The sequence below is a fragment of the Ottowia sp. SB7-C50 genome, assembly GCF_033110285.1.
In the GTDB taxonomy this organism is placed as follows: domain Bacteria; phylum Pseudomonadota; class Gammaproteobacteria; order Burkholderiales; family Burkholderiaceae_C; genus Ottowia.
The window spans coordinates 2,388,204-2,410,947 of the sequence record NZ_CP136995.1 but is presented as its reverse complement, the minus strand read 5'-3'; the positions used below and the strand labels follow the sequence as shown (position 1 = coordinate 2,410,947).

Here is a 22,744-nt window from a genome sequence, read left to right as displayed (position 1 = left end):
GGAGCGGCAGATGGACACGCTGCGGCAGAAGCAGCTCCAAGTGAGCCATCTCATTGCCGAGGCGGGAGAGTTGGACAACGACACGCTTACGCACAAGCTCAATGACGCCATGGTCGGCCAGCAGGACGTGATGGTGATCCTGAGCGGTGCCGACGGCAGTGTTCTTTATGCCAGTTCAGCCGTTCCAATGGATCACCGCACGATCGACATGCGGTTCGAGGCCACGAACGGCACCACCTCCATCCAGGCGGTGCTGATCCTGGACGCCAGCGAGGACGATCGCGTGCTTGAGCGCTTAGCCCGCACGCTGGTCACGGCGGCGCTTGCTGGGACAGTGGTGATTGCCGTCGGTGGATTCACGCTGGTGCAAATCGGGCTGCGTCCAGTACACGATCTTTCGGCACAAATCCAAGCACTGGAGGCCGATACCCTGCACCAGCCTCTGGATGGCTCCGCTCAACCCGACGAACTGGTTCCGCTGGTGGCCCATGTCAATGAGTTGCTGAAGCGTCTGCACAAGGCCTATGAACAATTGGAAGCATTCAATGCCGATGTTGCCCATGAACTGTTCACGCCGTTAGCAACCTTGATGGGAGGCACCGAGATCGCTTTGCGCAAGGCACGCGACGCCGACGCGCTTCGGGATGTACTGGGTTCGCATCTCGAAGACCTCCAGCGCATGTCGATGATCGTGCAGGACATGCTCTTCCTGTCGCAGGCCGACCGCGGAGCCGAGGCCCGCCGCGAACACGTCGACAGCCTGGCCGATGTTGCGGGCGCGGTGGTGGACTTGCACGAGGCGGCCATCGAGGAAGCCGGTCTTCAAGTCCGTATCGACGGCGATGCCACATGCACGGCCGACGTGCGCCTGCTGCAGCGCGCGCTATCCAACCTGATCGGCAACGCAACCCGGCACGCGCATCAGCGCAGCACCATCTTGGTGCAGATCGACCGGCTGGACGACGAGGTGGCCCTACGGGTGGTGAACCAAGGTCACACCATTCCGACTGAACATCTACCCTACCTGTTCCACCGCTTCTACCGGGCGGATGCAGCGCGGTCGAACGCCGCCCGCAATCACGGACTGGGCTTGGCCATCGTGGCCGCCATCGCTCGCATGCACGGAGGGCGGACCGTGGCGGAATCAAACGGTGGCGTCACGTCCATCGGACTCACGGTGCCTGACCCTTTCAAGCCTTCTGCACCGCACCCAGAAGCCGCAACCCGTTGAGCACAACCAGCAGGCTGGCTCCCATATCGGCGAAGACGGCCATCCACATCGTTGCTCCGCCAAAAAGGGCAAGCACGAGGAAGACGGCCTTGATACCAAGCGCCAGCGTGATGTTCTGCCACAACACCGCGTGCGTCGATCGCGAGAGCTTCACTGTCTCGGCAATGCGTCGCAGGTCGTCGTTCATCACGACCACGTCGGCTGCTTCCATTGCTGTGTCGGTTCCGGCCGCACCCATCGCCACGCCGATGTCGGCCTGGGCCAGCGCGGGCGCGTCGTTGATGCCGTCGCCGGTCATCGCGGTCGGCCCCAGGTCTCGCTGCAAGGCCCTGATGGCTTCCAGCTTGTCCTCGGGCAGTAGATTGCCGCGTGCCTGCTCGATGCCGGCTTCGTGTGCTACAGCCGTGGCCGTGGCTTGGTTGTCGCCTGTCAGCATGACGGGAGTGATGCCCAGCGCTTGCAGCGATGCGACCGCCTCACGAGACGAAGGCTTGATGGTGTCAGCGACGGCAAACAACGCGATGACCCGCTCCGGACTGGCCAACAGCGTGACGGTTCGGCCTGCCTCTTCGTGCTGCTTCAGCCGTTCCTCCAGCGCCGGTGAGCACTGTCCGCGCTCTTCGATCAAACGGTGGTTGCCGAGCACATAGCTCACGCCGCTGACCTCTGCTTGTGCACCGCGCCCCGCCAGCGCCGTGAAATTCTTCGCTTCGACGCCATTCGGCTTCAGTCCGGCCGCGATCGCGCGCGAGACTGGATGGTCGGAATGGCTGGCCAACACCACGGCGACGTGTTCCGCGTCCGCCGACTCCGTCTGCGAATCGACGACGGCCCAGTCCACCAGCCTCGGCTTGCCCTCGGTGATCGTGCCGGTCTTGTCCAGCGCAATCGCCTTGAGCTTGCGCGCCTCTTCAAGGTAAATACCTCCTTTGATGAGAATGCCGCGGCGGGCGGCTGCCGCGAGCCCACTGACAATAGTCACCGGTGTCGAGATCACCAACGCACACGGACAGGCAATGACCAGCAGCACGAGCGCCTTGTAGATGGCCTGCATCCAGGTCCAGTCCAGCAGCCATGGTCCGAGCAACGCGACCGCCAGCGCGAGCACGAAGATGGCTGGCGTATAGACAGCCGCGAACCGGTCGACGAAGCCCTGCGTAGGCGCGCGCGTCGATTGCGCTACTTCGACAGCGTGGATGATGCGCGCAAGCGTTGATTCCGATGCGAGGGCCGTGACTTCGAACTCGAAAGTGCCCGACTCGTTGATCGTGCCTGCAAAGACGGTATCGCCAGCCGTCTTGTCGACAGGAATACTCTCGCCGGTGACAGGGGCCTGGTTAATGCTCGTCTGACCGGAGCGCACCACACCATCCATTGGCACGCGCTCACCGGGTTTCACGCGCAGCACTGCACTGACGGCGATCTCGGCCACCGGCAGGGTAGTCCAACTGCCATCGACTTGCCTCACCGATGCCTGCTCAGGCGCCATCTCCAACAGGCCCTTGATCGCATTGCGCGCGCGATCGACTGCCCGCGCCTCGATCGCCTCAGCGATGGCATACAGCGCCATCACCATCGCAGCCTCGGGCCACTGGCCGATCGCAAACGCGCCTGTCACCGCGACAGTCATCAGCGCATTGATGTTCAGGCGACCATGCCGCAGGGCCGTCAGTCCCTTCTTGTAGACATCAAAGCCGGCTAGCCAGATCGCTACCGCCGCCACGGCGAGGCCAGCGGCGCGCCAGATTGCGGTCTCCGGTGCGAAATACCCGATCAACTCGGCAGCGATGGCCATGATCAGCGCGGCAGCCAGCTTGGGCAATTGGCCTCGGACGCCTTCGTGATCGTGGCCGCCTTCCTCCGAATGCACCTGTCCTGCGCCTGCCGCAACGACCGGCTGGGGGTCAAACCCCACCTTGCGAATGGCCTCCAGCGCTGGCGCAATGGACGGTTCGTCAGCATCGACGGTCAGCATCCGCTGGCCGAGTTGAAAGCGCAGCCCACGGATACCTGGAACTCCGTCGAGAGCTCGGCGGATTTCCGACTCTTCCGCCGCGCAATCCATCGTGGCGATACGAAAACTGCGGCCGCGCGTGGCGGTCGGAACACGGGAAATAGGTGCCGTGTCGATGGAGCAGGCGCCGCAGCAATCGTTGCTGCGAGCGTCCGCATAATCTTGGTCAGTGTGAGTGTTTTTCATGGACGATCCTTTAACCTTTCCCATATTGCAAACCCTGTAGTCGGTGTAGAGTCAAGCCCATACTGCCTTGAAGACAGGCGGAAAGGGGCTGCTGATGAAGATTGGAATCTTGGCCGAAGCCACGGGAACGCCCGTTGAAACCATCCGCTTCTACGAGCGCGAAGGTCTGCTGCCGCCTCCGGCGCGTGCCGAAAACAACTACCGTATGTACTTGCCGGTCCATGTCGAGCGGCTGGCATTTGTCCGGCAGTGCCGCAACCTCGACATGACCCTCGACGAAATCCGCGCGCTGCTCGCGCTGCGGGAATCACCCGCGCAGGATTGTGGCGACATCAACACGTTGCTCGACGAACACATCGGCCACGTCGCGCAGCGCATCCGGGAACTTCGCGCGCTTGAGGCAGACCTCAAGGCGTTGCGCGCGCGCTGCATCGCACCGCATGCGGTCACCGAATGCGGCATCCTCAGTGGCCTCGACACCGCGGCTGCGGCGGGGCCGGAGCTAGCTAGGCGACGTCATGTGCATGGCGCGCACTGAGGGGTACAGCGGCGCATAGACTGTCGCCATCTGGGCCAGTCATCGCGGTTCGGCCAAGGGCTAGAGTCGGTTGCAGCACATCTGCTTGACATTGCGTTGACTTCAGGGTTTGAAATGGCACCGTCAAAACTCGACGTTGATTTTGTCAAGCCATGCCCGGCATACCGGCCTCACTGCTGCGGCTGGATGCAATGCGCGCAGCGCCTACCAGTCCCAGGGCCAGCCCTACGGAAACCAGTGTCATCATGACATCGAATGTCGCCACCCGGTGCGCGATCAACGGTTCCAGCGCGGTCTGTTGGCGCTGGAAGTGATCCACTTGGCGCGCGTACCCTTCGCAGTTTGCCGGGTCACCCAATGCCAATGGGAAGCGCAGAACTTCATCCAACGGAATGCGCCTATAGGCCAATAGCCGTGGAAAGCACCGGCGCCGACATCGATGCCAAGACCCTGCCCCGGCTGTTCAACCGCTTCTACCGCGCCGATGCTTCCAGGGCCCATCCGGATTCCGACGGCTCCGGGCTGGGTGTGCCCATCACGCGGGCCATCGCCGAGGCCCATGCCGGCCAGGTCACGGCGACCTCGGGCCAGGGGGCGAACCTGCTTCGCTCTGGTGTTTCCGCATCGCGTTGCCAAGCCCCGAAGCTGACAACAATGTCATCGGGTTGTCTGGGTTCTGTTGGGTAGGGGTTTCTACCATGAACACATCTCCTCAACGCCCGCCCAAGGCATTAGAGATGCAAGTTTCATCCAACCTCGTCAGGAGCTTTGACCATGACCCAACAACGCCTCTCCCTCTCCTCCATGATCGCCGCCGCGGCCGCAGTGGCCGCCCTGGGCCTTCCGGGGATGGCTTCGGCCGCATACGAGCACCCTGCCAACAACGAAACCGGAGTCATCGTTCACCCGGAGCACTTCAAGAGCGAGAAGACACGAGCACAGGTGATTGCAGAAACCAAGGCTGCCATGCAACAAGGCCGCCTTTCCTACGGTGAAAGTAATTACCCGATCGGCACGCCCACACCCGATGCAGGCTCTGGCAAGACGCGAGCACAGGTGATTGCGGAAACCAAGGCTGCCATGCAGCAAGGCCGCCTTTCCTACGGTGAAAGTAATTACCCGATCGGCACACCCACACCCGACGCAGGCTCTGGCAAGACGCGAGCACAGGTGATCAACGAATTGCAGAACGAATCGCCTGCCGAACGCAATGCTCGCCTGCGTTTCTACTCCCGGGGTTGATGGCCCCCCCAGTTGGGATTGCAGTGGACTGCGTTGAATCCATTTTATGGGATCGTTGGGGTCGGCCTGACTAGCCTCGGGACAGCCCAGGCCGCCGCCCAATTTCCCATGAAACCCCACCGCTGCGCACCGTCGCGGCGATCTGCCGCCCCAGCCGCTGTTCAATCACCGACCGCCACGGCACCAAGCTAAATCCCATGCCGTCATCGAGTACGGCGTAGCGTCCGCTGGCGAGCATGACCGAGCGCCGGTAGATGCCGGCCACACGCTGCCCGTCTGCCGTGGGGCGGTGCGCCAGGCCGGTTTCGGCGGCAATGTCCTGGGCAACCTGCGCCAGTTCCCGGTTGCGCAACGTGCCCAGCAGGTTGCGTGCCAGGATCACCCGCTGCCCCCGCCGCTCGGCCAGCCCCTGTTCGGCCAGGAAGTCGGCGCGTTGCTGCATCGCCTGCTTGGCCTCGCCGCCAAAGCCCAGGTCGCCTAGGCCCTTGCCGCCGCCGATCAGTTGCTGGTCGAGCCAGGTGGCGCCGATCACGCGGGCCTGCCGCTCGATGGGTATGTGCGATTTCAGCTCCACGGCCACGCCGCCCAGGCGCTGCGCGTCGTACTGGCGGCCACGCTCGGGCAGGTCGTCCGGCACCTTCCATAGCCCCTCGGCCACGCGCTCCACGATGCCCGCTCGGCGCAGGGCTTCCAGGCGCCGGACGTGGACCGCCACGACTTCGTGCGGGTCGCGGTCGGGCGTGGCCTGACCTTGCGCGATGGCGAGATGATGGTCGGCGCGGTACAGGCCATCGCTCGCCAGCGCGGCGATGTTGCGATCGGCTGCGCGCACGTCAGCCGATCCCTTCACTTCCACCACGGCGCCCGTCGGATAGTTCGCCAGCTCGTCACGGGCATTGAGCGCGACGTAGTGGGCTTTGCCGTCCACGCCGTCGATGACCAGATACCCCCGGTCGCGCAGTTCGTCGGCCAGCCCCTTCGCGGCCACGCGGCCGAGAATGGTTCGACCATCGTCCCCAGGCTCGAATACCGCCAGTTCGCGCGGTTCGCCGCGCATGGCCCGCTGCATGGTGCGGATGATGTCGCCGCGCTCGCCGAGAGCACGCAAGGTTTTCTCCGCGTCGGCATGGACGGCCCAGGTGCCGGGCTGCATCTCGTCGGCCAGGCCCAGGCGCTGCAAGCGTTGCAGACGACCGATCAGCAGCAGGCGCTGGCGCTGCAATCTCGGCTCATTGAAGCGTTCGACATGCACCAGGCCATCGTCACCCAGCTCGCGCTTGAGGGTCCGATCCAGGCTCGTCCACCGCTCCTGATCCACCTCGCGCGTCAAGGTCTGCTGGATCTCCAGCTCGGTGCGCGGCCCCAGCCATTCGGTCGCCAGTTCGGCGGCGCGATGACGGAAGCCATCGGCGATGTAGTCGCCGGCGATGACGAGGTCTTTGCCGGTGTCGTCGCGCCCGCGCACGATCAGGTGGGTATGCGGGTTGTCGGTGTTCCAATGATCGACCGCCACCCATTCCAGCCGCGTGCCCAGGTCGGCCTCCATGCGGCCCATGAGGTGCCTGGTATATGTGCGCAAGTCTTCCAGTTCCGCGCCATCCTCGGGCGAGAGGATGAAGCGGAAATGATGCCGGTCGTCGGCGCAGCGCTCCTTGAAGGCTTCGAGGTCGGCGGCATCGGTCTGCGGCCCGTAGGCTTGCCCCGGCTCGCCATCGCGGCCCGCGCCATCGCGCTCGATGTAGCGCAGGTGCTTGGCGAGCGACTGCGGGCTGGCCCGCTGCTGATTGACCAGCAGCGTCTTGATGGCCACGCGCCGCGACATGGGCGTGAGCTTCGCCCCCGCGAAGCGCGCTGCCGTGTGGCCGCGTCCCAGGCGCGAGCCGGGCCGCTGGCCGGTGCCCCTCCCGGCGCCGCCAGCCGCCCCAGGACGGCGCACCGAGGACTTGCCGCTGCTGGCCCTGCCTGCCTGCTTGAGCACCTTGGAGACGAAGCCCTGGCCCCGGTTCTTCGGGGCACTGGGGCGGATGCGGAAATCATCGTCGCGGCGGTCGGTCATGGCTGCGCTCCCTGCAAGCTCTGGCGTGTCCGGTCGTGCGAAGCACGCGGACATGCCTGCATTGGCGCGGGCTTCGCGCCCCAAGCGGCACGGCGGCGAAGCCGCTCCGTGCCGCGCAACCCCCCACGTGCAGACTGGCTTTGCGGGCCGACAGGTGCCGCACCCTTTTGTCTTGCCTTCCGCCTTTGCCCCTCGCTGACGCTCCGTGCAGCGGCGGCCCGGCGGCGCTGCGCTGCTTGCAGCCAGCGCGCCGGTGAACGCGCGAACCAGCGCGATGAGGGCCGCAGGCTGGGCGCGTTCGAGGCAAGACGCCTGCACATGGGAAGGCAGCGCGAAGTGCAGCGCGGATGCGCTGGCACTGCACGCGCGACGACATGCGGAGAGCCACCGGAGCGGCACGTCCGATGGCACGATGAGATGCACGGCAACGTGCAGCGAATCGGCGGCCATCATGGGCGAGACTCCAGCCAGATCGGATGCGCGACGCCGATCACGGCGGGTGCGCTGACCGGCCCGAAATACCGGCTGTCGAATGACGCCGGATTGGTCTCACTGAGCAGGAACAGTTCGCCGGGTTCAAGGCGACGGCACTGCGGCCACGCTGGCAGCGGACGGCCCAGCCGGTCGGCGGGCAGCACGGCGGCCATTGGCACGCCGTCGATCCAGACCAGCGCATCGAAGATGCACACAGTCTGCGGAGCTACCGCACCCACACGCTTGAGCAGCGGCACGCGCGCCGGCAGGTAGCCGCGCTGCGCGGCCAGCGCGGCAGCCTCTGGCGGCAGCGTGGTCAGCACGATGCTGCCAACGGACAACGGACGTGGCAGCGAGCCGGCACCGTGGCCCAGCGGATCGACGCGATACCAGCCGACCGCCACACTGTCGGACGGGTTGTAGATCAGACGCGGCAACGGATGCACGAAGGACGCCCAAGCCACCGCAGCGAGGCCGCAGGCGGACAGGCCCGCGAGCACGAGGCGAGCGTACAGGCGCGAGCAAGGACGCGGCGGAATGCCGGTTGCACCGGCAGCAGCGGATGGAAGCGTCATGACAGCGCCCTCCCGGTCAGCCAGGCGGCGTGCCGCTCGGCGGTGTATTCGGGCAGCGGCAGGCGCGCGGCGAGCCGGTTGCCCAGCGTGCGCCAGTACGCGGGCGAGACGGCGGCGGGCGCGATGCCCAGCGCCTCGATGGCGTCAATGCGTTCCAGCACAGCGCGAACTTGCCCGTCGCCCTCGGCGTGTAGCAGCAGGCGCGCGCCCGGCTGCACGCCAGGGATGCGCTGCGCCACGTCCAGCGGCGTGCAAGCCTGCATCACCATGAGCTGCCAGCGCACGGTGCCATAGTCGTTGGCCTGCCAGCGGATGCGGCAGAACACGGCGCCCGGCAGGAACACCGCGCTGCGCCGCCAGCGGTCGAGCTGGTGCGTGCGCGCGGGTTCGCCGAAGCGCAGGTAGAGCTTGAAGCGGGCCTCGATGTAGGCCAGCGCCACGCGCGTCAGCGGCGTGCTGGCGGGCTGGCCGGAAGCTGCTGCGAGCGCAGCCGTGGCCGCGATGGCAACAGGCGCGAGGGCAGACGAAGCGGATGCAGTCATGGCGTGTTCTCCCTGCGGTGTTCTGGAAACTCGCGCTCCAGCAGGCCGCGCAGCAGGTCGGCCACGGTCACGCCCTGCGTGAAGGCCGAGACCTTGATGCGCGCCCGCATCGCGGGCGTGATGTCGAGGGTCAGGCGAGCCGTGTAGAGGTCGCCTTTGCCCAGCGCATCGGCGTCGCCCTGGCGAATCCACGCCTCGGCGTGCGGATTCGCAGGCGGACGCGCGCCGATGCCGACGCGCTTTGCGCGGGGCGGCGGCTTCGCTGTCATGGCGTCCACCGCAGCAGTTCGTCCACCAGCGCGGTGATTTCGCGCGCGGCGGCGCTGTCGGGCGCCGTCTCGCGTGCAAGCCGGCCAGCGGCCACGCTGTCGGCGAACACGATGCGCTGATGCACTTCCGCGCGCAGCGCAGGCAGCGGCTGGTCGGCGAGCGCCTGGCGTGCTTCGCGCCCGATCACGGTGGTGCTGACGCGCCGATTGATGACGAAGGCCGCGCGTAGCGCAGGCCGAAACACCTGCGCCTCGCGGATCAGCGCGACCATCTCGGCGCTGGCCCACAAGTCGTAGGGGCTGGGCTGCACGGGGATCAGCACGCGCTCGGCCGCCAGCAGCGCGGAGCGCGCCAAGGCGGCGATTCTGGGCGGCCCGTCGATGACGACGTGATCGGCCCGTCTGGCGAGTTCCGGCGCTTCCTGATGCAGCGTTTCGCGTGCGAGGCCCACGGCGCTGAACAGCCGTGGCAAGCCTTGCTGGCTTCTGCGCTGCGTCCAGTCCAGCGATGAACCCTGCGGGTCGGCGTCCAGCAGGACGACGTGTTGACCGCGCATCGCCAGCTCGCCGGCGATATGTGTGGCGAGCGTGGTCTTGCCCACGCCGCCTTTCTGGTTGAGCAGAGCGACGATCATGGCCTGGCCTCCCTGCTTGGAAAACCTGGCGTTGATCTGCCTGCAAAACCTGCCAACTGGTGGCTGGTTTTGTCTGCCGTTGGTGGCCGCGTGGTGGTTGTCCACCGCAGCGGCGTTTCTCTACTAAAAGTTAGAGAATTTAAGTTAGGGAAGTTAGAGGGGCCGCAAACCCGCGCCGTTATTGGGTTTGCGGGCGATTCGTACTCCTGATAGCACGATAGGCGTACTCCCGATAGCACGATACCCCGTACTCCTGATAGCACGATTCCATCCACAGGTTCTCCCGGAGTTATCCCCGTGCCGTGTGCGGCACGGGCCGGAAGGTCAGCAGCTCGGCCTCGTTGTCCGGCATCCGCTCGATGCCCAGGACATAGCCGGGCAGCGACTGCCGCGCGACGAGCGCGCGCAGGTCGTAGGCGAAGTCCGAGAAGCGCGTGGCGCTGCCCGATTTCCGATACAGGTGTCGGAAATCGAACTGCCAGCCGCCCGGCTGTCGGCCGCCGTGCTTTCTCACCACGCGGTACAGCCACCGCTCGATGCCGCCGGTCAGCCGGAAATACGCCGGGTCGATGGTCAGCACCAGTGCCGCATCCAGCACGCCGCCATAGAACCAGTCCGGCAGGATCAGCTCGATGCCCAGCGGCGTGCGGCTGGCATCGGCCAGCTCCTTCCATTCGTTGATCCACGAGAAGCGGTGCAGCCGCCTTCCCGTGGTTTCGCGGATCGACGTGGCCACCGTGGTCGATTGCAGCCGATCCAGGGCCGCCTTGAGGCGCTGGTAGTCGCGCAGCGACGTACCGCGACCGATGAAGCGCAGGATCTCGTAGGGCGTGGCCTGCATCAGCCGCGACGGGCGCAGGCCCGCGTCGCGTGCTTCCACGATCTGACTGGCGGCCCAAATCAAGATGTCGGCATCCCAAATGGTGGCGATACCATGCTCCTGCGTGCCTTCCACGCGGATCGTGACGTTGCCGGCGCGGAAGTCGATCGGCGCCGTGCGCCGCGACTTCGCCAGCGAGAAAAGGGAAAGGCCATCAAGTCCTGGCTGTCGCGCGGTGCCATGCCTTCGCCCGGCAAGGCGCGGAACAGGTCGAGCTGTTCGCGCTCTTGCAACGGCCGCTGCCGGGATGGCAGCGCGGTGCTGGACATGGCGATGGCCTGCCGCGCACCGCCGATCAGCGCGCACGGCTGTCGGCCGAGTGGTGCTCGGCGTATTCGGGATCGGAAGTCGTCTCGAAGCTGCGGTCGGCGGCCCAGGCATCGAGGTCGGCCACGGCGTACATGACGCGCCGGCCGAACTTGCGAAAGCGCGGACCACCACCGATCACGCGCTGCTTTTCCAGCGTGCGCGGCGACAGGCGCAGGTATTCGGCCGCTTCGTCGTTGGTGAGATAGCGTTGGGGCTGCGCGGCAGCGGTCGAGACAGTGGCGGCAGGCCGCAAGGGAGCGGGACGCATGGTGTGAACCTCCATCGGTTGAAAGCGCCCGGCCACACAGCGCGACCGGATGGAGGCAGTCTCAGAAAACGCGGCCCTTCTACTCAGGGTCGTTTTGCGTCCACATCAAAACGACCCTTCTCAAGCGGCGGAAGCTGTGCTAGGTGGCGATAGCCGCCGCGCATCAGCGCATCGCCGCGCCGCACCAGGCGGCGCACCTTCGAGCGCAGGCCGCCGTCGCTGTACCAATCGGCCACAGCGTCGGCACCGAACAGTCCTTCGCCCACATCGCGCAAGGACGCGCCCGCGAGGGTCGCGTCGAGCGCCTGCAAGGTGTGCAGTTCCAGCAGCGCGGAAGGTGTTGGCCTGGGCGTGGTGGCAGCGAAGGTCGCGCCGCGTGCATGACCGCGCACAGGCGCGGCAGTGCCGCTCCGTTGGGCATAGGCCACGGCCATGCCGTCTTCCAGGCCGGGCGCCAGCGCAAAGCGCAGGCAATGGCCTGGGCTGCGCGCGATCAGCGCCAGCTTCTTGCCGTCGTGGAACAGTTGCTTGTGGCCGGGGATGCGCCAGAACGCGAAGGCGGTGGCATCCTGCGGCGGATCAGCGTCGGGGTAGAGCTGCACCACGGCGGCATGACCAGGCAGCCAGGCCGGATGCGCGTCACGCGCATCCAGCATCGGATCTTCCAGCAGGCGCAAGCCCCAGCGATGCGCTGCTTCAGGCCGGCCATGACGGCGCAGCCAGTCGAGCCGGTAGTCGGGATGCCTGCGCAGGTACTCCCAAGCGAGCGCGAGCGCATCCAGCCAAAAGACATACAGGTATGCGGCAGTCGGATACCAATGCGCGAGGTGATGAGGATTGACCATGACGTCTCCTCCTGCGAACAGGACTCGCCGCCACGGAAGAACTACGCGCTACATCGCCCTCGTCGGAACGTCATGGGTTACAAAGGCGGATGGGGCTGTCAAGACCGATTGGCTCCGATGTGTTGCGGTATTCGTCTCAATGCTGCGGCGGCAGCGCCCCGACCGGGGACACTGCACAAGCCAGCCTGCCGCGACCCGCGCCAAGCATCCTGTCTATTTGGGTCAGACTGGTGGGGCTACGCCGCAAGAATCCCGATTGAGACTTACCCGGTATGACACCAGACTGAAAAAGTCACAGTAAGCCGTATTCAGTCCGGGATCGCTCCGTCGCGCTCGGCCAGCCGGGTGTATTCCGACAGCGTGCGCGTGGGGCGGAAATAGAGGTCGCGCATCACGGGCTGCTGGCGCGGCCCGACGATGCCGGCCAGCTCGGACAGCTTGACGGTTCCCTGCGCCGGCATCCCGATTCCCAGGTCGATGAGTCCCTAGGCGGTGTCGCCATCGGCGGGATCGAGTGCGGCCAGCAGCCAGGTCACATGCGCGTCCGGCGTGAACAGCCGCACCACGGGCACCGGGTCGATGGCCCGGCCAGCGGCGCGGGCCTCGCCGTTGGCGAGCAGTTGCGCGCGTTCCGGGGCGGTGGTGAGCGGCTGCGGCATGGTCGGCAATCCCACAAATCCAATGGTGCACGAACGCGGTTCCACGTCGAAGCGCAGAACCGCGAAACCGGATTTGCGCCTTCGTGCGCAAGCACGGATGCGGTTCCGTGGCTCTACAGGAACCCGCCGATACGGATTTCCGTAAAAGCACAGGCATTGAATGAACACTATAGATTGTAGCTCTATAGGATGCAATGGGGTGTCATCTTGGTATTTGTGGGGAACCCAAGGTGGCAACAACTTACTCGCTGGCGAAGGCATTGAAGACGGTCAGGAAGGCGCGCGGCTTGAGCCAGGAAGCGTTCTCTGACGTGTCTAGCCGCACCTACATGAGTACCCTGGAGCGCGACCTGAAAAGCCCGACCTTGCACAAGCTGGCCGAACTGTGCGAAGTGATGAAGATCCACCCGCTCACGTTGCTGACCTTGGCGTACTCCGGCGACAGCGAACAGAAAGCCGATCACCTTTTAATGTTAGTTCGACAGGAACTCAAAGAATTGGCTGTGGATGATTCCGGCCAAAGATAGGTTTCTTCAAGGGACTTAAAAACAAACTCCGCACACCATGCCTAAGACTCAACTAAAAAAGCTAACAATCGAGAAATTCCGCGCATTGAACGATGTGGCGGTTGAGTTCGGCGATTACATCACTGTTGTTTGCGGGAAAAATGGCACATCAAAGTCCTCGATACTGGGCATAGCTGCGCAAATTTTTAGCTTTGAAAAAGATTACGTCAAGGATGAGTCCCTTGCATTCCGGCAGATTGCAGGAGGGATGTTCAAGTCTCAATACAGTGACCATTTCAGGATATCCGAAAAGTTTGATGTCCCCGGCTCCATGTCCGTGAACATTGATTTGCTTGATGGATATACAAATCAGGCTGCGACCGCCAAACTTGAGCTGATGAAAAGAGGGAAGTCACCCAGGCCTGTGGTTAGGAATAATAGTACAGCGGCCGGAAGCAGCAACACGAGCAGGAATTTTACTCATCCGGTGATTTTTCTTAGCTTGAAGCGTCTTTACCCTATCGCGGCCAGAGACTACAAGCTAGGCGACTTTGATTATCTAGAGCAACACAAGAAAGATTTCATTGCGCTAACGAACGAACTTCTCAATCGCAACGCATCGCTTGCAACAGGGACTGATGGAACAATCAGTTCTGCGGTGGCGCACGGGGAGAACTACGACCAAGACTCTGTTTCGGCGGGTGAGGACAATGCAGGCCAGATCATATTGGCCTTGATGTCTTTCAGAAAGCTGAAGGAAGATTATGCTGACTATAAAGGCGGTTTGCTTTTAATCGACGAGGCTGATGCTGGGCTATTTCCGACTGCACAAGTAAATCTACTGAAGATGCTTGATCGCGAGTGCAAGAACTTGGATCTTCAAGTTGTCATGACTTCGCATTCGCCAGTTCTGATTGAGTATGCATATGAGCAAAGTCGCCAGTTCAGAAGAAAGTACAAGACCATTTATTTGAGCAACACCTATGGCAATGTCCAGGTGATGCAAGACTGGTCATGGGCGCAGATTAGTGCAGACATCAACACAAAGACCATCGATACATCGTCTGGAGTTTCACTGCCTCGCATCAATATCTATTTCGAAGATAAAGAGGCTGAAGACTTTTTTGCAACTTTGCTGTACAGGCAGCCAATAAAGAAGTTCACAAACCCGATGTCGGAAGTGTCACTCGGATGCTCCAACTATCTTCAGTTGATCCAGAAGAAAATCCCTGAGTTCTCGGAAAGAAGCATCGTCTGTCTGGATGCAGATCAAGGCTCTCAAGTTACAGGGAAGAGCTATAAGACAGTGACTCTCTTGCCCGGGCATCTCCCGCCTGACCAACTTGTATTCGAGCACTTGTACAATCTCCCTGCCGCACATCCATTTTGGAAAAATGACTTGCAGTTCACAAGAGATGTTTTCACCAATGCAGCTCGCGAGGTTTTGAACGAGTTTTCAATCAACGGGGATTCTGTTGAGGTGAAGGAGCGGGTGGCTGCATACACTGGAACCAAGAAGCCGAGAGAGGTTTTTAAGCGTTTTTATAAGAGTGTCGAATTTCAGAAATTGCTCACCTCTGGAGCCAAGCCCTACAATCCTTGGAAGCATTGGGCAGATAACAATCCAGTGCTTATTAACGAATTCTTGGAAAATTTCAAGACGGCTGTTCACGGTGTGATGAGCATAGGGTATGCTGTGGACGTCACCAAGTTGGCCGCCTTGGAAGTTAAGCCAAGAAAGGTATAACGATGTTCTCAAACAGACTGTATAGCCCTCTGCGCTACCCTGGCGGGAAGGCGCCATTTGCTCCATTCATTGCAAAAATAATGGAAACGAATGGTGTCACGGGAGGGCATTACTTGGAGCCATACGCTGGCGGGGCAGGCGTTGCACTTGATCTACTCTTTCATGGGCACGCAAGTCATATCCATATCAACGATGCTGATCCTGCCGTATACGCTTTTTGGGTTGCTGTAACAAAGCATTCAACTGAGCTTCTTGATTTACTCGAATCCACCCCTATTACCATTGAAGAATGGTTTAGATGGCGAACCATTTTGCGCGAAGATTGCGTTGCCAGCCTAGTCGAGAAAGGATTTGCGACTTTATTCATGAATCGGACGAATCGATCTGGAATTCTCAAGGCAGGCGTCATTGGCGGAAAGAGTCAGAACGGGAACTACAAGCTGGATGCTAGATTTAAGAAGGACGTTGTTGCTTCACGCATTCGTGAAATCGCCCGGCGACAGAGTGACATATCGGTGTATCGTGAAGATTCATTGCGCCTTCTGAATCGCTGCTCGGATTTTCTGCCAAAACAATCTCTGATATACCTCGACCCCCCATACTACGTTAAGGGAAAGGGGTTGTATCGAAATTACTACGAGCATGATGACCACGCGGCCATTGCCAAAGTCATTCAACAGAAGAAGTTCAAATGGCCTTGGGTTGTTTCTTATGACAACGCGGAAGAAATTTGTGCCATGTATCGCATGAGCCAATCGTTGAGCTATGGTCTGAACTACACCGCACAAAGACGATATGTTGGTAATGAGGTAATGTTCTTCAGTCAGAACTTGACAGTGCCTGATGAAGCCATTCCTCAAACTAGGGCCGTGAGCTAAAAACGCCCCGCCGCAATGGGCGGGGCGCTGCGGCGGTCACGCCGCTTGGGGCTTGCTGCGCGACCAGATCAGGTCGTGCGTGCCGTCCTCGCCTTCAATCAGGCGGGCATAGACCGGAGCCGGGAACGAAGGGTCATCGAGGGTCACGGACAGGTAGTCCCGCCCGGCCTCGCTGGTCTTCTTCCACGCCGCGCCGATATCGTGGCTGGCGGCCTGAACGCGGAAGTCCGGGGCTTTCTCGCTGTCCCCCTTGTCGTTGGGAACCAGCTTGACCTTGACGTTGAGCGTCAGGGTGCGAAGCGTGCCGGTGAAGCCGTCTTTGTCTGCGGTGAAGGTGCCGATGTTGGCCATGATGATTTCTCCTTTCGGTTGAACAAGGTTCGCGCCCATCGCGTCCTTGTTGTGATCCGGCCGGCGGGGGACGGGCTGGCTGCACCGCTTGCGGTCGAAACGCAGTGGAGAGCCGGGAGGCGAAAAGAATTTGCTGCGCGAGGAAGCCGCGCAGCGGCGGGGAAATTGTTTTCGCCGGACGGTTGCAGCCATGAAGCCCGAGGCGCAGCCGCGCCCCCGCCAGGATTCATAACGAGACAAGGACGCCTTGGGCCGAACCGCTCCGAAAGGAGATGGGGCCAACTCGGCATCCCCGCCCGAAGGCTTCTCCGGCTCGCCCGCTGACGCGGGCCAGGTCAGCCCCGCAACGACAGGCGAGAACGCCTCCGCCACATCTTGCGGTGCCGGTCTTGAGGCGTGGCGTGGAAGTTCCATAGCGATGCCGGGCGGGTTGTCCGTGAACCGTCCATCGTGACGTGATGGGCAGGAACCGCCAGCGTTGAGGACGGCACGCACCTGCACAACCTGCCGCAGCAAGCGCCAGCGTGGTCGCCAGCGCTCCGTTCATCGCGGCGGGGCGCTGGCCGGGCCGATCCGGCGCAGCCGGTTTGGCCGCATCGAGAGGCGCCAAGCTGCGCGCGGCGGGGATAGCCCGCAGGGCTTTCCCTTGGAGGCAAGCGCAGCGCCGCAGGCGCGAAGGCGTGAGGGATTGAAGCCGAATGGCCGTGACAGCGAAGTCGGCACGGGGCGCAGCCCGAAAGCCCGGCGGCGCAGTGCGCCGACACGCCCAGGCAGTTCCAGATTTCCAAACAGGAAACGCGGACATGCCTCTGATGAAATGGGCGCGGCCTACGCTGCGGGGTATGCACGCGGCAAGCCGAAAACTGCTGGTGATTCCTGCGCACCGCGGGCGCTTCGGCTTGCAGGTCCATGCGGGCCTGGTATTGCCGGGCGGGAAGCCCGGTCACGTCAACGCCGCCGCCTGAACTGTGGTGATGGCGACGGCGTTCCGATTCGGCTGTGCGCTTGGAACACCGGGCGCGGCCACTGCCGCGCCCGGATTTTGCGTCCACCGCGTCCAGGTCGGAACGGCCTGGACGCGGTGCTGAACGCGATTATTACTTCGTCTCGATGAGCCACCACACGGCACGCGGCAAGGCGTGGCCCGTGATGGGATGAATGTCGGTGAGGTCGGCGCAAGCCGACCAGCCCGAGGGCGGGCGGTAGCCGCGCACGTCGCCTGCGCCGTGCCAGCGGCGGGCGCGTGCCTTGCCGGGGGCGTAGATCGCCGCCATGCGCGGGCGGCTGTTGGTGATGTGGGTCATGGGGCCTCTCCTTCCAGCGAAGCGCCCCGGTCGAGGCCGGGGCGCTTGCCTTCGGCGCGGGTCAAGCGGCCAGCGCCTCGGCGGGTTCATCCGCCCTTGCTTCGGCATCCTCCGGTGCGTCCTGCTCCGGGCCTGCCTCCTGCGCGCTTTCCCGTACTGCCTGCTGCGGGCCTTCGGCCTTGAAGATGGCGGGCATCCAGCCCGTACCATCGGCCAGCCGCTCGGCTTCGCTGGCAATGTCGGCCTTCTTGCGTTTCGCCAGTCGGGTGACGGATTCCGGTGCAAATGCGCCCACGGCATCCAGAATCACGGCCTTGGAAACGTGCTTGAAGTAGCCTTCTGCGGTCGGCTTCCACCATGCGGCCATGTCGAGGCCCACGGCCTGCGCCAGTTCCTCGCCGGGCTGGTATGGCGTGGCGCGGGGCGTTACCACGTCCACCGTGGAAGCCACGCACACGGCCAGCAGCCGCACCAGTTCGTCTTGCGACTTCGCCAGCAGCGCGGCGAACAGTTCGGCGCTGTCCTGCGGCAAGGCTTCGCCCGCCAACTCTTGCAGTTCGCGCAGCGCCACGGCGGCGGGCGATTCCGGCCAGTCCGGGGCCCTGCCTTCTAGCCGGTCTTGCGCCGTGAGGCGCACGCCCAGCGGCAGGCCGTCGCCGTAGGCGTCGGGTTGCAAGACGCTCTGCACCATGCCATGCACCAGCGCGGCCAGCGCGACGTGCGGATGCCGCGCGACTTCGATTTGCAGCGCCGCCGTGCGGTGGGCGCTCAACCGCTGCGCCAGCCGGTCGGACAGGCTCGCGGCCTTGGGCGCGTCGTCGGCGTCCTCGTGCTCGTCGTTGGCGGCTTCGCCTTCGGCACTGCCGAAACCGCGCCGCAGCTTTTCCAGCGTGCGCAGCGCCTTGGCCTCGGCTTCGCGCAGCAGGCCGCGATGAATGACGGCCTCGCCGTTGCGGTCGATGGTGACGATGGCACCGGCCACCTCGCGCACCTCGGGGGCGTAGCCTTGCAAGGCGTCCTCCGCGTCTTGCAGTTCCCCGACCACCTGATCGCGCCGCTGTTCCAGCTTCTCGGCCTTGGCCTCGTCCTCGCTGCTTTCACCTTGGTAGGCCTCTTCCAGTTCGGCGTCGATCTTTTCGAGGCGGGTTTCCAGCGAGGCGATGCGGCGGGCCTCGCGGGTGGTCGGCTCGCGGCGGTGGCGCGGGGCGTTTTGGAACGCCTGCCGTTCCTCATAGGCCAGATGCGGCACGGCCTCCACCCATGCCCAGCCCTCGGCGCGCACGTCCTCGGTCAGCGTTGCCAGCTTGTCGCGCACCAGCGTTTCCAGCACTGCGGTATCGGTGAGGTAGGTTCCGGCATCGCCTTCGGCGAACAGGTCGCGGCGGACGCCGCCGCCTGCCTGCCGGTAGGTGTCCAGCCCGACGAAGCGCACCAGCGCGTGCGTGGCGTCGATTTCACGCTCGGTCAGGCGCTCGCGCAGCTTGGACGGGCTGCGCTGCCATTCCGGCGCACCATAGAACGCGGCTTCCTGCGCGGCGTGGTCATCGGTGATGGTCAAGGCCATCAACTGTTCCAGCGTCACGCCACCGGCCCGGTAGTCGGCCATCAGGCGCGGCGAGACGTTCGCCAGCTTCAAGCGGCGCTGCACCACCAGCGGGGACACGCCGAAGTCGGCGGCAATGTCTTCGACGGGCCGGCCTTCCTTGACCAGCGCGGCGAAGGCCGCGAACTGGTCGGCGGGGTGCATGTTCTCGCGCTGCACGTTCTCCGCGAGGCTGACGGTACGGGCGGAAGCATCGGCCACCAGCAGGCACGGCACTTCGTAGTCGGCGGGGATGCGCTTCTTCTTCGCCAGCAGCTTCAAGGCGGTCAGGCGGCGGTCGCCTGCGACGACTTCGTATTGCTCGCCATCGGCGGCGAGGATGACAATCAGGTTTTGCAGCAGGCCGATGCGGGCAATGCTCGCGGCCAGTTCGGGGATGGACAGGCGCGGCATCTTGCGGGCGTTGCGCTTGGAGCGGCGCGGCAGCAACTGCGAGAGCGGAACCAGAATCAGGTTCTTGGACGGGTCGGCCATTTCCAGCGGGGCGGCGGCTTCGATGGCGACGGCTTCGGTTTTGAGTACGGCGTTCATGGTGATAACTCCTTGCGGTTAGGGATGCAGCAGCGAGAGAAGCGGCAAGGGCTGCTGCCTGCCCCTGCCGCGTGGGGATTCAGGCTTTCAACTGGCGCAGGCCATCGGCCAGCAGCCACAGGGCGCGATTGAGGCGCACGCTTTGGTCGATGCCCTGCACGGGCCGGGTGGTCTGGCGGCGGCCATTCGCGGCGCGGGCGGACAGGCCGCCTTTGGTCAAGTTCTCCTGCGTGCGGTTGAACACGCTCCACAGGTCGCGGCGGTCGTCGTCGTGGCGGCGCGGCATCAGGATTTGCGATTCCGTGATGGGCGCGGGCTTGTCCTCGTCGTACTTCAACGCCAGCGCAGCGCGGGCGAACACTTCCGATTCCCCGGCGTCCAGCGTGATGGCGCGCATGGCATCGCGGGATTCATGCGCCCGGTCGAAGCCGTGCAGGACTTCGTAAGCGCCTTCGATCACATGCGCCGCCACGTCGCCCTTGTGCGGCACGCGCACGTCGGCCACGGTGTCGCCGCAGACAAGGCCATTGCTGCAAACGAAGCGGAACATCCCGGCCAGCATCTGATAGCTGCTGGTGCCGTCATGGGAGTTCAGCAGGATGATTTCGTTGGCCTCGCGGCCGTTGATCTGGCTGGAGTGGCGCAGCCGGATCATGTGCTTGGTGTAGTCGCGGCGGTCGTCGTTGCGCACGCGGGTTTGCGTCACCATGAAAGGCTCGAAGCCTTCCCCGCGCAGTTCTTGCAGCACGGTCGCGGTGGGGATGTAGCTGTACCGCTCGGAGCGGCTTTCGTGCGGCGCGTCCGCGAAGATGGACGGGGCCACGGCCCGGATTTGGTCGTCGGACAAGGGACGTTCCGAACGCAGCACCGGGGAACGGGAAGCGAAGCGGGATGCGAGTTGCATGGCATTTCTCCTGACAAAGAAAAAAGGGTTTGCTGTTCACCGCACACCGGATTCCTAGATTCGGAAGCCCAGCCTTTCGGCTGTTCGGTGCGGTCGGCACGAGGAACCCGGTTGGCCCTGTTGCCACCGTCTTTCCTGAGTTCATCGCCCGCGACGGTCAGGAGCGCGCGGACGGGGGTCGTCAAGGAGGCAAGCGCAGGGTTGGTGCGGCCCGCAGCGAAGCGAGGACACGGCCCTGCGCGCCTTGACGGCACACGGCCGCGGGCTACAGTCGCGGACAAGGTGATGGAGTCAGGGAAGACGGCTGGACAAGGCAACGGCCTTCCCCACACGCCGACCGCACGGCAAGCGAAGCGCGCAGGCCCGGATCTAGGAATCCGGGCCTGAGGCGTCAGCCGAGCGGAGCGAGGGAACGATGGAAGCCCGGAAGGGGCGAGACGCCGCAGGCGGCTCGATGCGCAGCGCGCACGACAGCGCGACCGGCCATGTTTCTTGGCCGGGGACGCACAGCATTCAATGCTCGATGCACAAGCTCATGCGTCAGTCATGGGGAAACAGGTTCGACAACGACTGCTGTGGTCTGGCCGATCCGGCGCAGCCGGTTCGGCGGTCTTTGAGGGGCGCCAAGCACCGCGCGGCGGGGATAGCCCGCAGGGCTTTCCCTGGAGGCAAGCGAAGCGCGCAGCGCCCCACAAGGGGCGCGTAGGCATCACGCCGAGTCGTCAGGGCGCAGGCTGGATTCCGATACCGGCATCCACGGCGATGACGAGTCCAGCAGGTAGCGCGCACCACGCGCGTACAGACCCGACAGCCCGGTGGGCTGGTAGAACCCGGTGACGCGGCGCCGGAACTGCGCGCCAAACTCGTTGGTGTAGATCACCGCGTCGCCGATCTTGAAGCGCAGGGGCTGGCCGTTCTCCGGCGCGAACGGCTTGAGCGCATCGTGCTGCGCAGTGATTTCGATGATGTAGTCGTGATGGCTGCTCATGGCATTGATCTCCTGCGAAGGTTGGAAAAGCGCAAGGAGCGCCTTGCGGCGCTCCGAGGGCCGGCTCAGACAGCGATCCGCCCGGCCAGCCGCGCATCGCGCGCGTAGGCGCTCAACCGCTTCTCGGCGCGGAAAGACAGGTCGCGCTCGATCGGCAGGCCCAGCCCGCCGCGCACCGTCGCCAGCTCGCCCAGGCTGACCCAGGCGATTTCTGGCGCACCCAGGCCCAGGTCACAAAGACCAAAGGCGTGGTCGTGGTCATCGGGATCAATCTCGGTCAGCAGCCAGGTCGCGCCGGCGTCCGGCGTAAACAGCTTGACCACGGGTGCCGGATCGAAGTCCGGGTTCTCCAAGGATTCGCGGCCGTTGGCCAGCAGCACGATGCGCTGCTCGTCAGTGATGAGTGCGTTGTTCACGGTGAACTCCTGAAAGGATGCCGGGCGGTATTGCCCGACCCTTCCGGGGCACGGCGCAGCGCAAGCAGTCAGGGGTCAACGACGGCCGCCAGGACGCAAGCGCCATCGGCGCGCAGCCCTTGACGGCGAGAACGCCGTGGCACGATGAAGGGAACAGCAAGACCGCCTCTCTCGCACCTCCACGCACCCCGGTTTTCGGCAAGTGCGCAGCACGCGCAGGCCCGCGAGGGCCGGAGTCGCGCGGCCGGGCGCAGCAAAAAGGGGGCCGAAGCCCCCAAGGGTCAAAGCAGGCCGCGCTCGGCGAATGACGTGGTACGGCTTCCCGCGACGATGACGTGATCCAGCGTGCGAACGTCCACCAGCGCCAGCCCCTGCCGAAGCTGCGCGGTCATCGCCTTGTCGGCCGCGCTCGGCTCGGGGTTCCCACTCGGATGGTTGTGCGAAACGATGACCGCCGCCGCATTGAGCCGCAGCGCCAGCTTCACCACCTCGCGCGGATGCACCTCGGCCGCGTCGATCGTGCCGTGGAACATCTCCACGTAGTCGATCAGCCGATGGCGCGTGTCGAGGAACAGCACCGCGAAGACTTCGTGCTCGAAGCCGGCCAGCTTGGCGCGCAGGTAGTCCTTGACCACAACTGGCGAAGTGAACTCGGCGCCGCGCTGCATCTTCTGTTCGATGACCTGGCGCGCGGCTTCCAGAATCTGGTCGGCGTCCGCCGGCCGATAGCGCCCACGGCCATCGCGCACCATCAGCGGAGTATCGAGAGAGAGGGAAAGTTGCGACATGATCG

At 64.1% G+C, this 22,744-nt stretch carries 22 protein-coding genes and 4 pseudogenes; 8 read left to right on the top strand and 18 right to left on the bottom strand.

The window, feature by feature from the left end; genetic code table 11:
* Positions 1-10: 10 nt before the first annotated feature.
* Positions 11-1,231, top strand: a complete 1,221-nt coding sequence (locus R0D99_RS11465; RefSeq protein WP_051001392.1) for a heavy metal sensor histidine kinase — start codon at positions 11-13, stop codon at positions 1,229-1,231.
* Here R0D99_RS11465 and R0D99_RS11460 read toward each other — a convergent pair.
* Positions 1,191-3,431, bottom strand: a complete 2,241-nt coding sequence (locus R0D99_RS11460) for a heavy metal translocating P-type ATPase (RefSeq protein WP_167372733.1) — start codon at positions 3,429-3,431, stop codon at positions 1,191-1,193. The genes R0D99_RS11465 and R0D99_RS11460 overlap by 41 nt on opposite strands.
* Positions 3,432-3,525: 94 nt before the next feature.
* Between R0D99_RS11460 and cadR the strand changes: the two genes are divergently transcribed.
* Complete coding sequence (gene cadR, locus R0D99_RS11455) at positions 3,526-3,969, top strand: Cd(II)/Pb(II)-responsive transcriptional regulator (protein WP_019372870.1); 444 nt, start codon at positions 3,526-3,528, stop codon at positions 3,967-3,969.
* A 178-nt stretch (positions 3,970-4,147) separates the two neighbouring features.
* Here cadR and R0D99_RS11450 read toward each other — a convergent pair.
* A pseudogene (locus R0D99_RS11450) lies at positions 4,148-4,381 on the bottom strand (LysR family transcriptional regulator); the annotation flags it as partial.
* Positions 4,382-4,383: 2 nt separating this feature from the next.
* On the opposite strand from R0D99_RS11450, the pseudogene R0D99_RS11445 reads away from it, so the two are divergent.
* Both R0D99_RS11445 and R0D99_RS17360 read left to right on the top strand, forming a co-directional pair.
* Positions 4,384-4,618, top strand: a pseudogene (locus tag R0D99_RS11445) (ATP-binding protein); the annotation flags it as partial.
* 125 nt (positions 4,619-4,743) lie between these two features.
* Entirely contained in the window at positions 4,744-5,211 is a 468-nt protein-coding gene (locus R0D99_RS17360) for a DUF4148 domain-containing protein (protein WP_088887062.1), read from the top strand.
* A gap of 70 nt (positions 5,212-5,281) precedes the next feature.
* On the opposite strand, the gene R0D99_RS11435 is transcribed toward R0D99_RS17360, so the two are convergent.
* The 9 genes and pseudogenes from R0D99_RS11435 to R0D99_RS11395 form a co-directional block, all read right to left on the bottom strand.
* A complete protein-coding gene (locus tag R0D99_RS11435; RefSeq protein ID WP_317748346.1) occupies positions 5,282-7,267 on the bottom strand; it encodes a relaxase/mobilization nuclease and DUF3363 domain-containing protein in 1,986 nt (661 codons plus the stop codon).
* A 449-nt stretch (positions 7,268-7,716) separates the two neighbouring features.
* Complete coding sequence (locus tag R0D99_RS11430; RefSeq protein WP_317748345.1) at positions 7,717-8,316, bottom strand: S26 family signal peptidase; 600 nt, start codon at positions 8,314-8,316, stop codon at positions 7,717-7,719.
* Positions 8,313-8,858 carry a DUF2840 domain-containing protein gene (locus R0D99_RS11425; protein WP_317748344.1) on the bottom strand — a complete coding sequence of 182 codons (546 nt, stop codon included), beginning with the start codon at positions 8,856-8,858 and terminating at the stop codon, positions 8,313-8,315. The genes R0D99_RS11430 and R0D99_RS11425 overlap by 4 nt, the downstream gene beginning before the upstream one ends.
* Positions 8,855-9,127: a hypothetical protein gene (locus R0D99_RS11420; protein WP_003111892.1), complete on the bottom strand. Its 273-nt coding sequence runs from the start codon at positions 9,125-9,127 to the stop codon at positions 8,855-8,857. Before R0D99_RS11420 ends, R0D99_RS11425 begins: the two co-directional genes overlap by 4 nt.
* Positions 9,124-9,762 (bottom strand): ParA family partition ATPase, encoded by a 639-nt coding sequence (gene parA, locus R0D99_RS11415; protein ID WP_013517157.1) that lies wholly within the window; start codon positions 9,760-9,762, stop codon positions 9,124-9,126. Before parA ends, R0D99_RS11420 begins: the two co-directional genes overlap by 4 nt.
* A 289-nt stretch (positions 9,763-10,051) precedes the next feature.
* A pseudogene (locus R0D99_RS11410) lies at positions 10,052-10,911 on the bottom strand (replication initiator protein A).
* A 26-nt stretch (positions 10,912-10,937) separates the two neighbouring features.
* Positions 10,938-11,219: a helix-turn-helix transcriptional regulator gene (locus R0D99_RS11405; protein ID WP_003107109.1), complete on the bottom strand. Its 282-nt coding sequence runs from the start codon at positions 11,217-11,219 to the stop codon at positions 10,938-10,940.
* An 83-nt stretch (positions 11,220-11,302) separates the two neighbouring features.
* Positions 11,303-12,064, bottom strand: coding sequence for a DUF2285 domain-containing protein (locus tag R0D99_RS11400; RefSeq protein ID WP_241349761.1), 762 nt, complete (start codon positions 12,062-12,064; stop codon positions 11,303-11,305).
* A gap of 308 nt (positions 12,065-12,372) precedes the next feature.
* Positions 12,373-12,723, bottom strand: a pseudogene (locus R0D99_RS11395) (DUF2958 domain-containing protein).
* Positions 12,724-12,953: 230 nt separating this feature from the next.
* On the opposite strand from R0D99_RS11395, the gene R0D99_RS11390 reads away from it, so the two are divergent.
* From R0D99_RS11390 to R0D99_RS11380, 3 genes are read left to right on the top strand one after another with little or no spacing between them, the layout of a single operon-like run.
* Positions 12,954-13,250 carry a helix-turn-helix domain-containing protein gene (locus tag R0D99_RS11390; protein WP_040435230.1) on the top strand — a complete coding sequence of 99 codons (297 nt, stop codon included), beginning with the start codon at positions 12,954-12,956 and terminating at the stop codon, positions 13,248-13,250.
* Positions 13,251-13,287: 37 nt separating this feature from the next.
* On the top strand, positions 13,288-14,976 hold the full coding sequence (locus tag R0D99_RS11385) for an AAA family ATPase (protein WP_082394029.1): 1,689 nt from the start codon (positions 13,288-13,290) through the stop codon (positions 14,974-14,976).
* Positions 14,977-14,978: 2 nt separating this feature from the next.
* Entirely contained in the window at positions 14,979-15,854 is an 876-nt protein-coding gene (locus R0D99_RS11380) for a DNA adenine methylase (RefSeq protein ID WP_075806994.1), read from the top strand.
* 36 nt (positions 15,855-15,890) lie between these two features.
* On the opposite strand, the gene R0D99_RS11375 is transcribed toward R0D99_RS11380, so the two are convergent.
* Positions 15,891-16,205, bottom strand: coding sequence for a DUF736 domain-containing protein (locus R0D99_RS11375; protein ID WP_019372671.1), 315 nt, complete (start codon positions 16,203-16,205; stop codon positions 15,891-15,893).
* Positions 16,206-17,008: 803 nt separating this feature from the next.
* Between R0D99_RS11375 and R0D99_RS11370 the strand changes: the two genes are divergently transcribed.
* Positions 17,009-17,170 carry a hypothetical protein gene (locus R0D99_RS11370; RefSeq protein WP_180551041.1) on the top strand — a complete coding sequence of 54 codons (162 nt, stop codon included), beginning with the start codon at positions 17,009-17,011 and terminating at the stop codon, positions 17,168-17,170.
* Positions 17,171-17,302: 132 nt separating this feature from the next.
* On the opposite strand, the gene R0D99_RS11365 is transcribed toward R0D99_RS11370, so the two are convergent.
* The 6 genes from R0D99_RS11365 to radC all read right to left on the bottom strand — a co-directional run bounded on the left by R0D99_RS11365 (position 17,303) and on the right by radC (position 22,739).
* Positions 17,303-17,509, bottom strand: coding sequence for a hypothetical protein (locus R0D99_RS11365; RefSeq protein ID WP_019372672.1), 207 nt, complete (start codon positions 17,507-17,509; stop codon positions 17,303-17,305).
* A gap of 61 nt (positions 17,510-17,570) precedes the next feature.
* The gene (locus tag R0D99_RS11360) at positions 17,571-19,643 is read right to left on the bottom strand and encodes a ParB/RepB/Spo0J family partition protein (RefSeq protein WP_217960704.1); all 2,073 of its coding nucleotides are present in this window, start codon (positions 19,641-19,643) and stop codon (positions 17,571-17,573) included.
* Between the two features lie 79 nt (positions 19,644-19,722).
* The gene (locus R0D99_RS11355) at positions 19,723-20,547 is read right to left on the bottom strand and encodes a DUF932 domain-containing protein (protein WP_040435350.1); all 825 of its coding nucleotides are present in this window, start codon (positions 20,545-20,547) and stop codon (positions 19,723-19,725) included.
* A 709-nt stretch (positions 20,548-21,256) separates the two neighbouring features.
* Complete coding sequence (locus R0D99_RS11350) at positions 21,257-21,535, bottom strand: hypothetical protein (RefSeq protein WP_019372676.1); 279 nt, start codon at positions 21,533-21,535, stop codon at positions 21,257-21,259.
* Positions 21,536-21,600: 65 nt separating this feature from the next.
* A complete protein-coding gene (locus tag R0D99_RS11345; RefSeq protein WP_019372677.1) occupies positions 21,601-21,951 on the bottom strand; it encodes a DUF2958 domain-containing protein in 351 nt (116 codons plus the stop codon).
* A gap of 281 nt (positions 21,952-22,232) precedes the next feature.
* Positions 22,233-22,739: a RadC family protein gene (radC, locus tag R0D99_RS11340; RefSeq protein ID WP_241349770.1), complete on the bottom strand. Its 507-nt coding sequence runs from the start codon at positions 22,737-22,739 to the stop codon at positions 22,233-22,235.
* Positions 22,740-22,744 lie beyond the last annotated feature (5 nt).

Excerpts from the sequence above, each read along its gene's own strand:
- R0D99_RS11465 (WP_051001392.1), top strand. The coding sequence starts at position 11 with ATGGACACGCTGCGGCAGAAGCAGCTCCAAGTGAGCCATCTCATTGCC.
- R0D99_RS11460 (WP_167372733.1), bottom strand. The coding sequence starts at position 3,431 with ATGAAAAACACTCACACTGACCAAGATTATGCGGACGCTCGCAGCAAC.
- cadR (WP_019372870.1), top strand. The coding sequence starts at position 3,526 with ATGAAGATTGGAATCTTGGCCGAAGCCACGGGAACGCCCGTTGAAACC.
- R0D99_RS17360 (WP_088887062.1), top strand. The coding sequence starts at position 4,744 with ATGACCCAACAACGCCTCTCCCTCTCCTCCATGATCGCCGCCGCGGCC.
- R0D99_RS11435 (WP_317748346.1), bottom strand. The coding sequence starts at position 7,267 with ATGACCGACCGCCGCGACGATGATTTCCGCATCCGCCCCAGTGCCCCG.
- R0D99_RS11430 (WP_317748345.1), bottom strand. The coding sequence starts at position 8,316 with ATGACGCTTCCATCCGCTGCTGCCGGTGCAACCGGCATTCCGCCGCGT.
- R0D99_RS11425 (WP_317748344.1), bottom strand. The coding sequence starts at position 8,858 with ATGACTGCATCCGCTTCGTCTGCCCTCGCGCCTGTTGCCATCGCGGCC.
- R0D99_RS11420 (WP_003111892.1), bottom strand. The coding sequence starts at position 9,127 with ATGACAGCGAAGCCGCCGCCCCGCGCAAAGCGCGTCGGCATCGGCGCG.
- parA (WP_013517157.1), bottom strand. The coding sequence starts at position 9,762 with ATGATCGTCGCTCTGCTCAACCAGAAAGGCGGCGTGGGCAAGACCACG.
- R0D99_RS11405 (WP_003107109.1), bottom strand. The coding sequence starts at position 11,219 with ATGCGTCCCGCTCCCTTGCGGCCTGCCGCCACTGTCTCGACCGCTGCC.
- R0D99_RS11400 (WP_241349761.1), bottom strand. The coding sequence starts at position 12,064 with ATGGTCAATCCTCATCACCTCGCGCATTGGTATCCGACTGCCGCATAC.
- R0D99_RS11385 (WP_082394029.1), top strand. The coding sequence starts at position 13,288 with ATGCCTAAGACTCAACTAAAAAAGCTAACAATCGAGAAATTCCGCGCA.
- R0D99_RS11380 (WP_075806994.1), top strand. The coding sequence starts at position 14,979 with ATGTTCTCAAACAGACTGTATAGCCCTCTGCGCTACCCTGGCGGGAAG.
- R0D99_RS11375 (WP_019372671.1), bottom strand. The coding sequence starts at position 16,205 with ATGGCCAACATCGGCACCTTCACCGCAGACAAAGACGGCTTCACCGGC.
- R0D99_RS11370 (WP_180551041.1), top strand. The coding sequence starts at position 17,009 with ATGCCTCTGATGAAATGGGCGCGGCCTACGCTGCGGGGTATGCACGCG.
- R0D99_RS11365 (WP_019372672.1), bottom strand. The coding sequence starts at position 17,509 with ATGACCCACATCACCAACAGCCGCCCGCGCATGGCGGCGATCTACGCC.
- R0D99_RS11360 (WP_217960704.1), bottom strand. The coding sequence starts at position 19,643 with ATGAACGCCGTACTCAAAACCGAAGCCGTCGCCATCGAAGCCGCCGCC.
- R0D99_RS11355 (WP_040435350.1), bottom strand. The coding sequence starts at position 20,547 with ATGCAACTCGCATCCCGCTTCGCTTCCCGTTCCCCGGTGCTGCGTTCG.
- R0D99_RS11350 (WP_019372676.1), bottom strand. The coding sequence starts at position 21,535 with ATGAGCAGCCATCACGACTACATCATCGAAATCACTGCGCAGCACGAT.
- radC (WP_241349770.1), bottom strand. The coding sequence starts at position 22,739 with ATGTCGCAACTTTCCCTCTCTCTCGATACTCCGCTGATGGTGCGCGAT.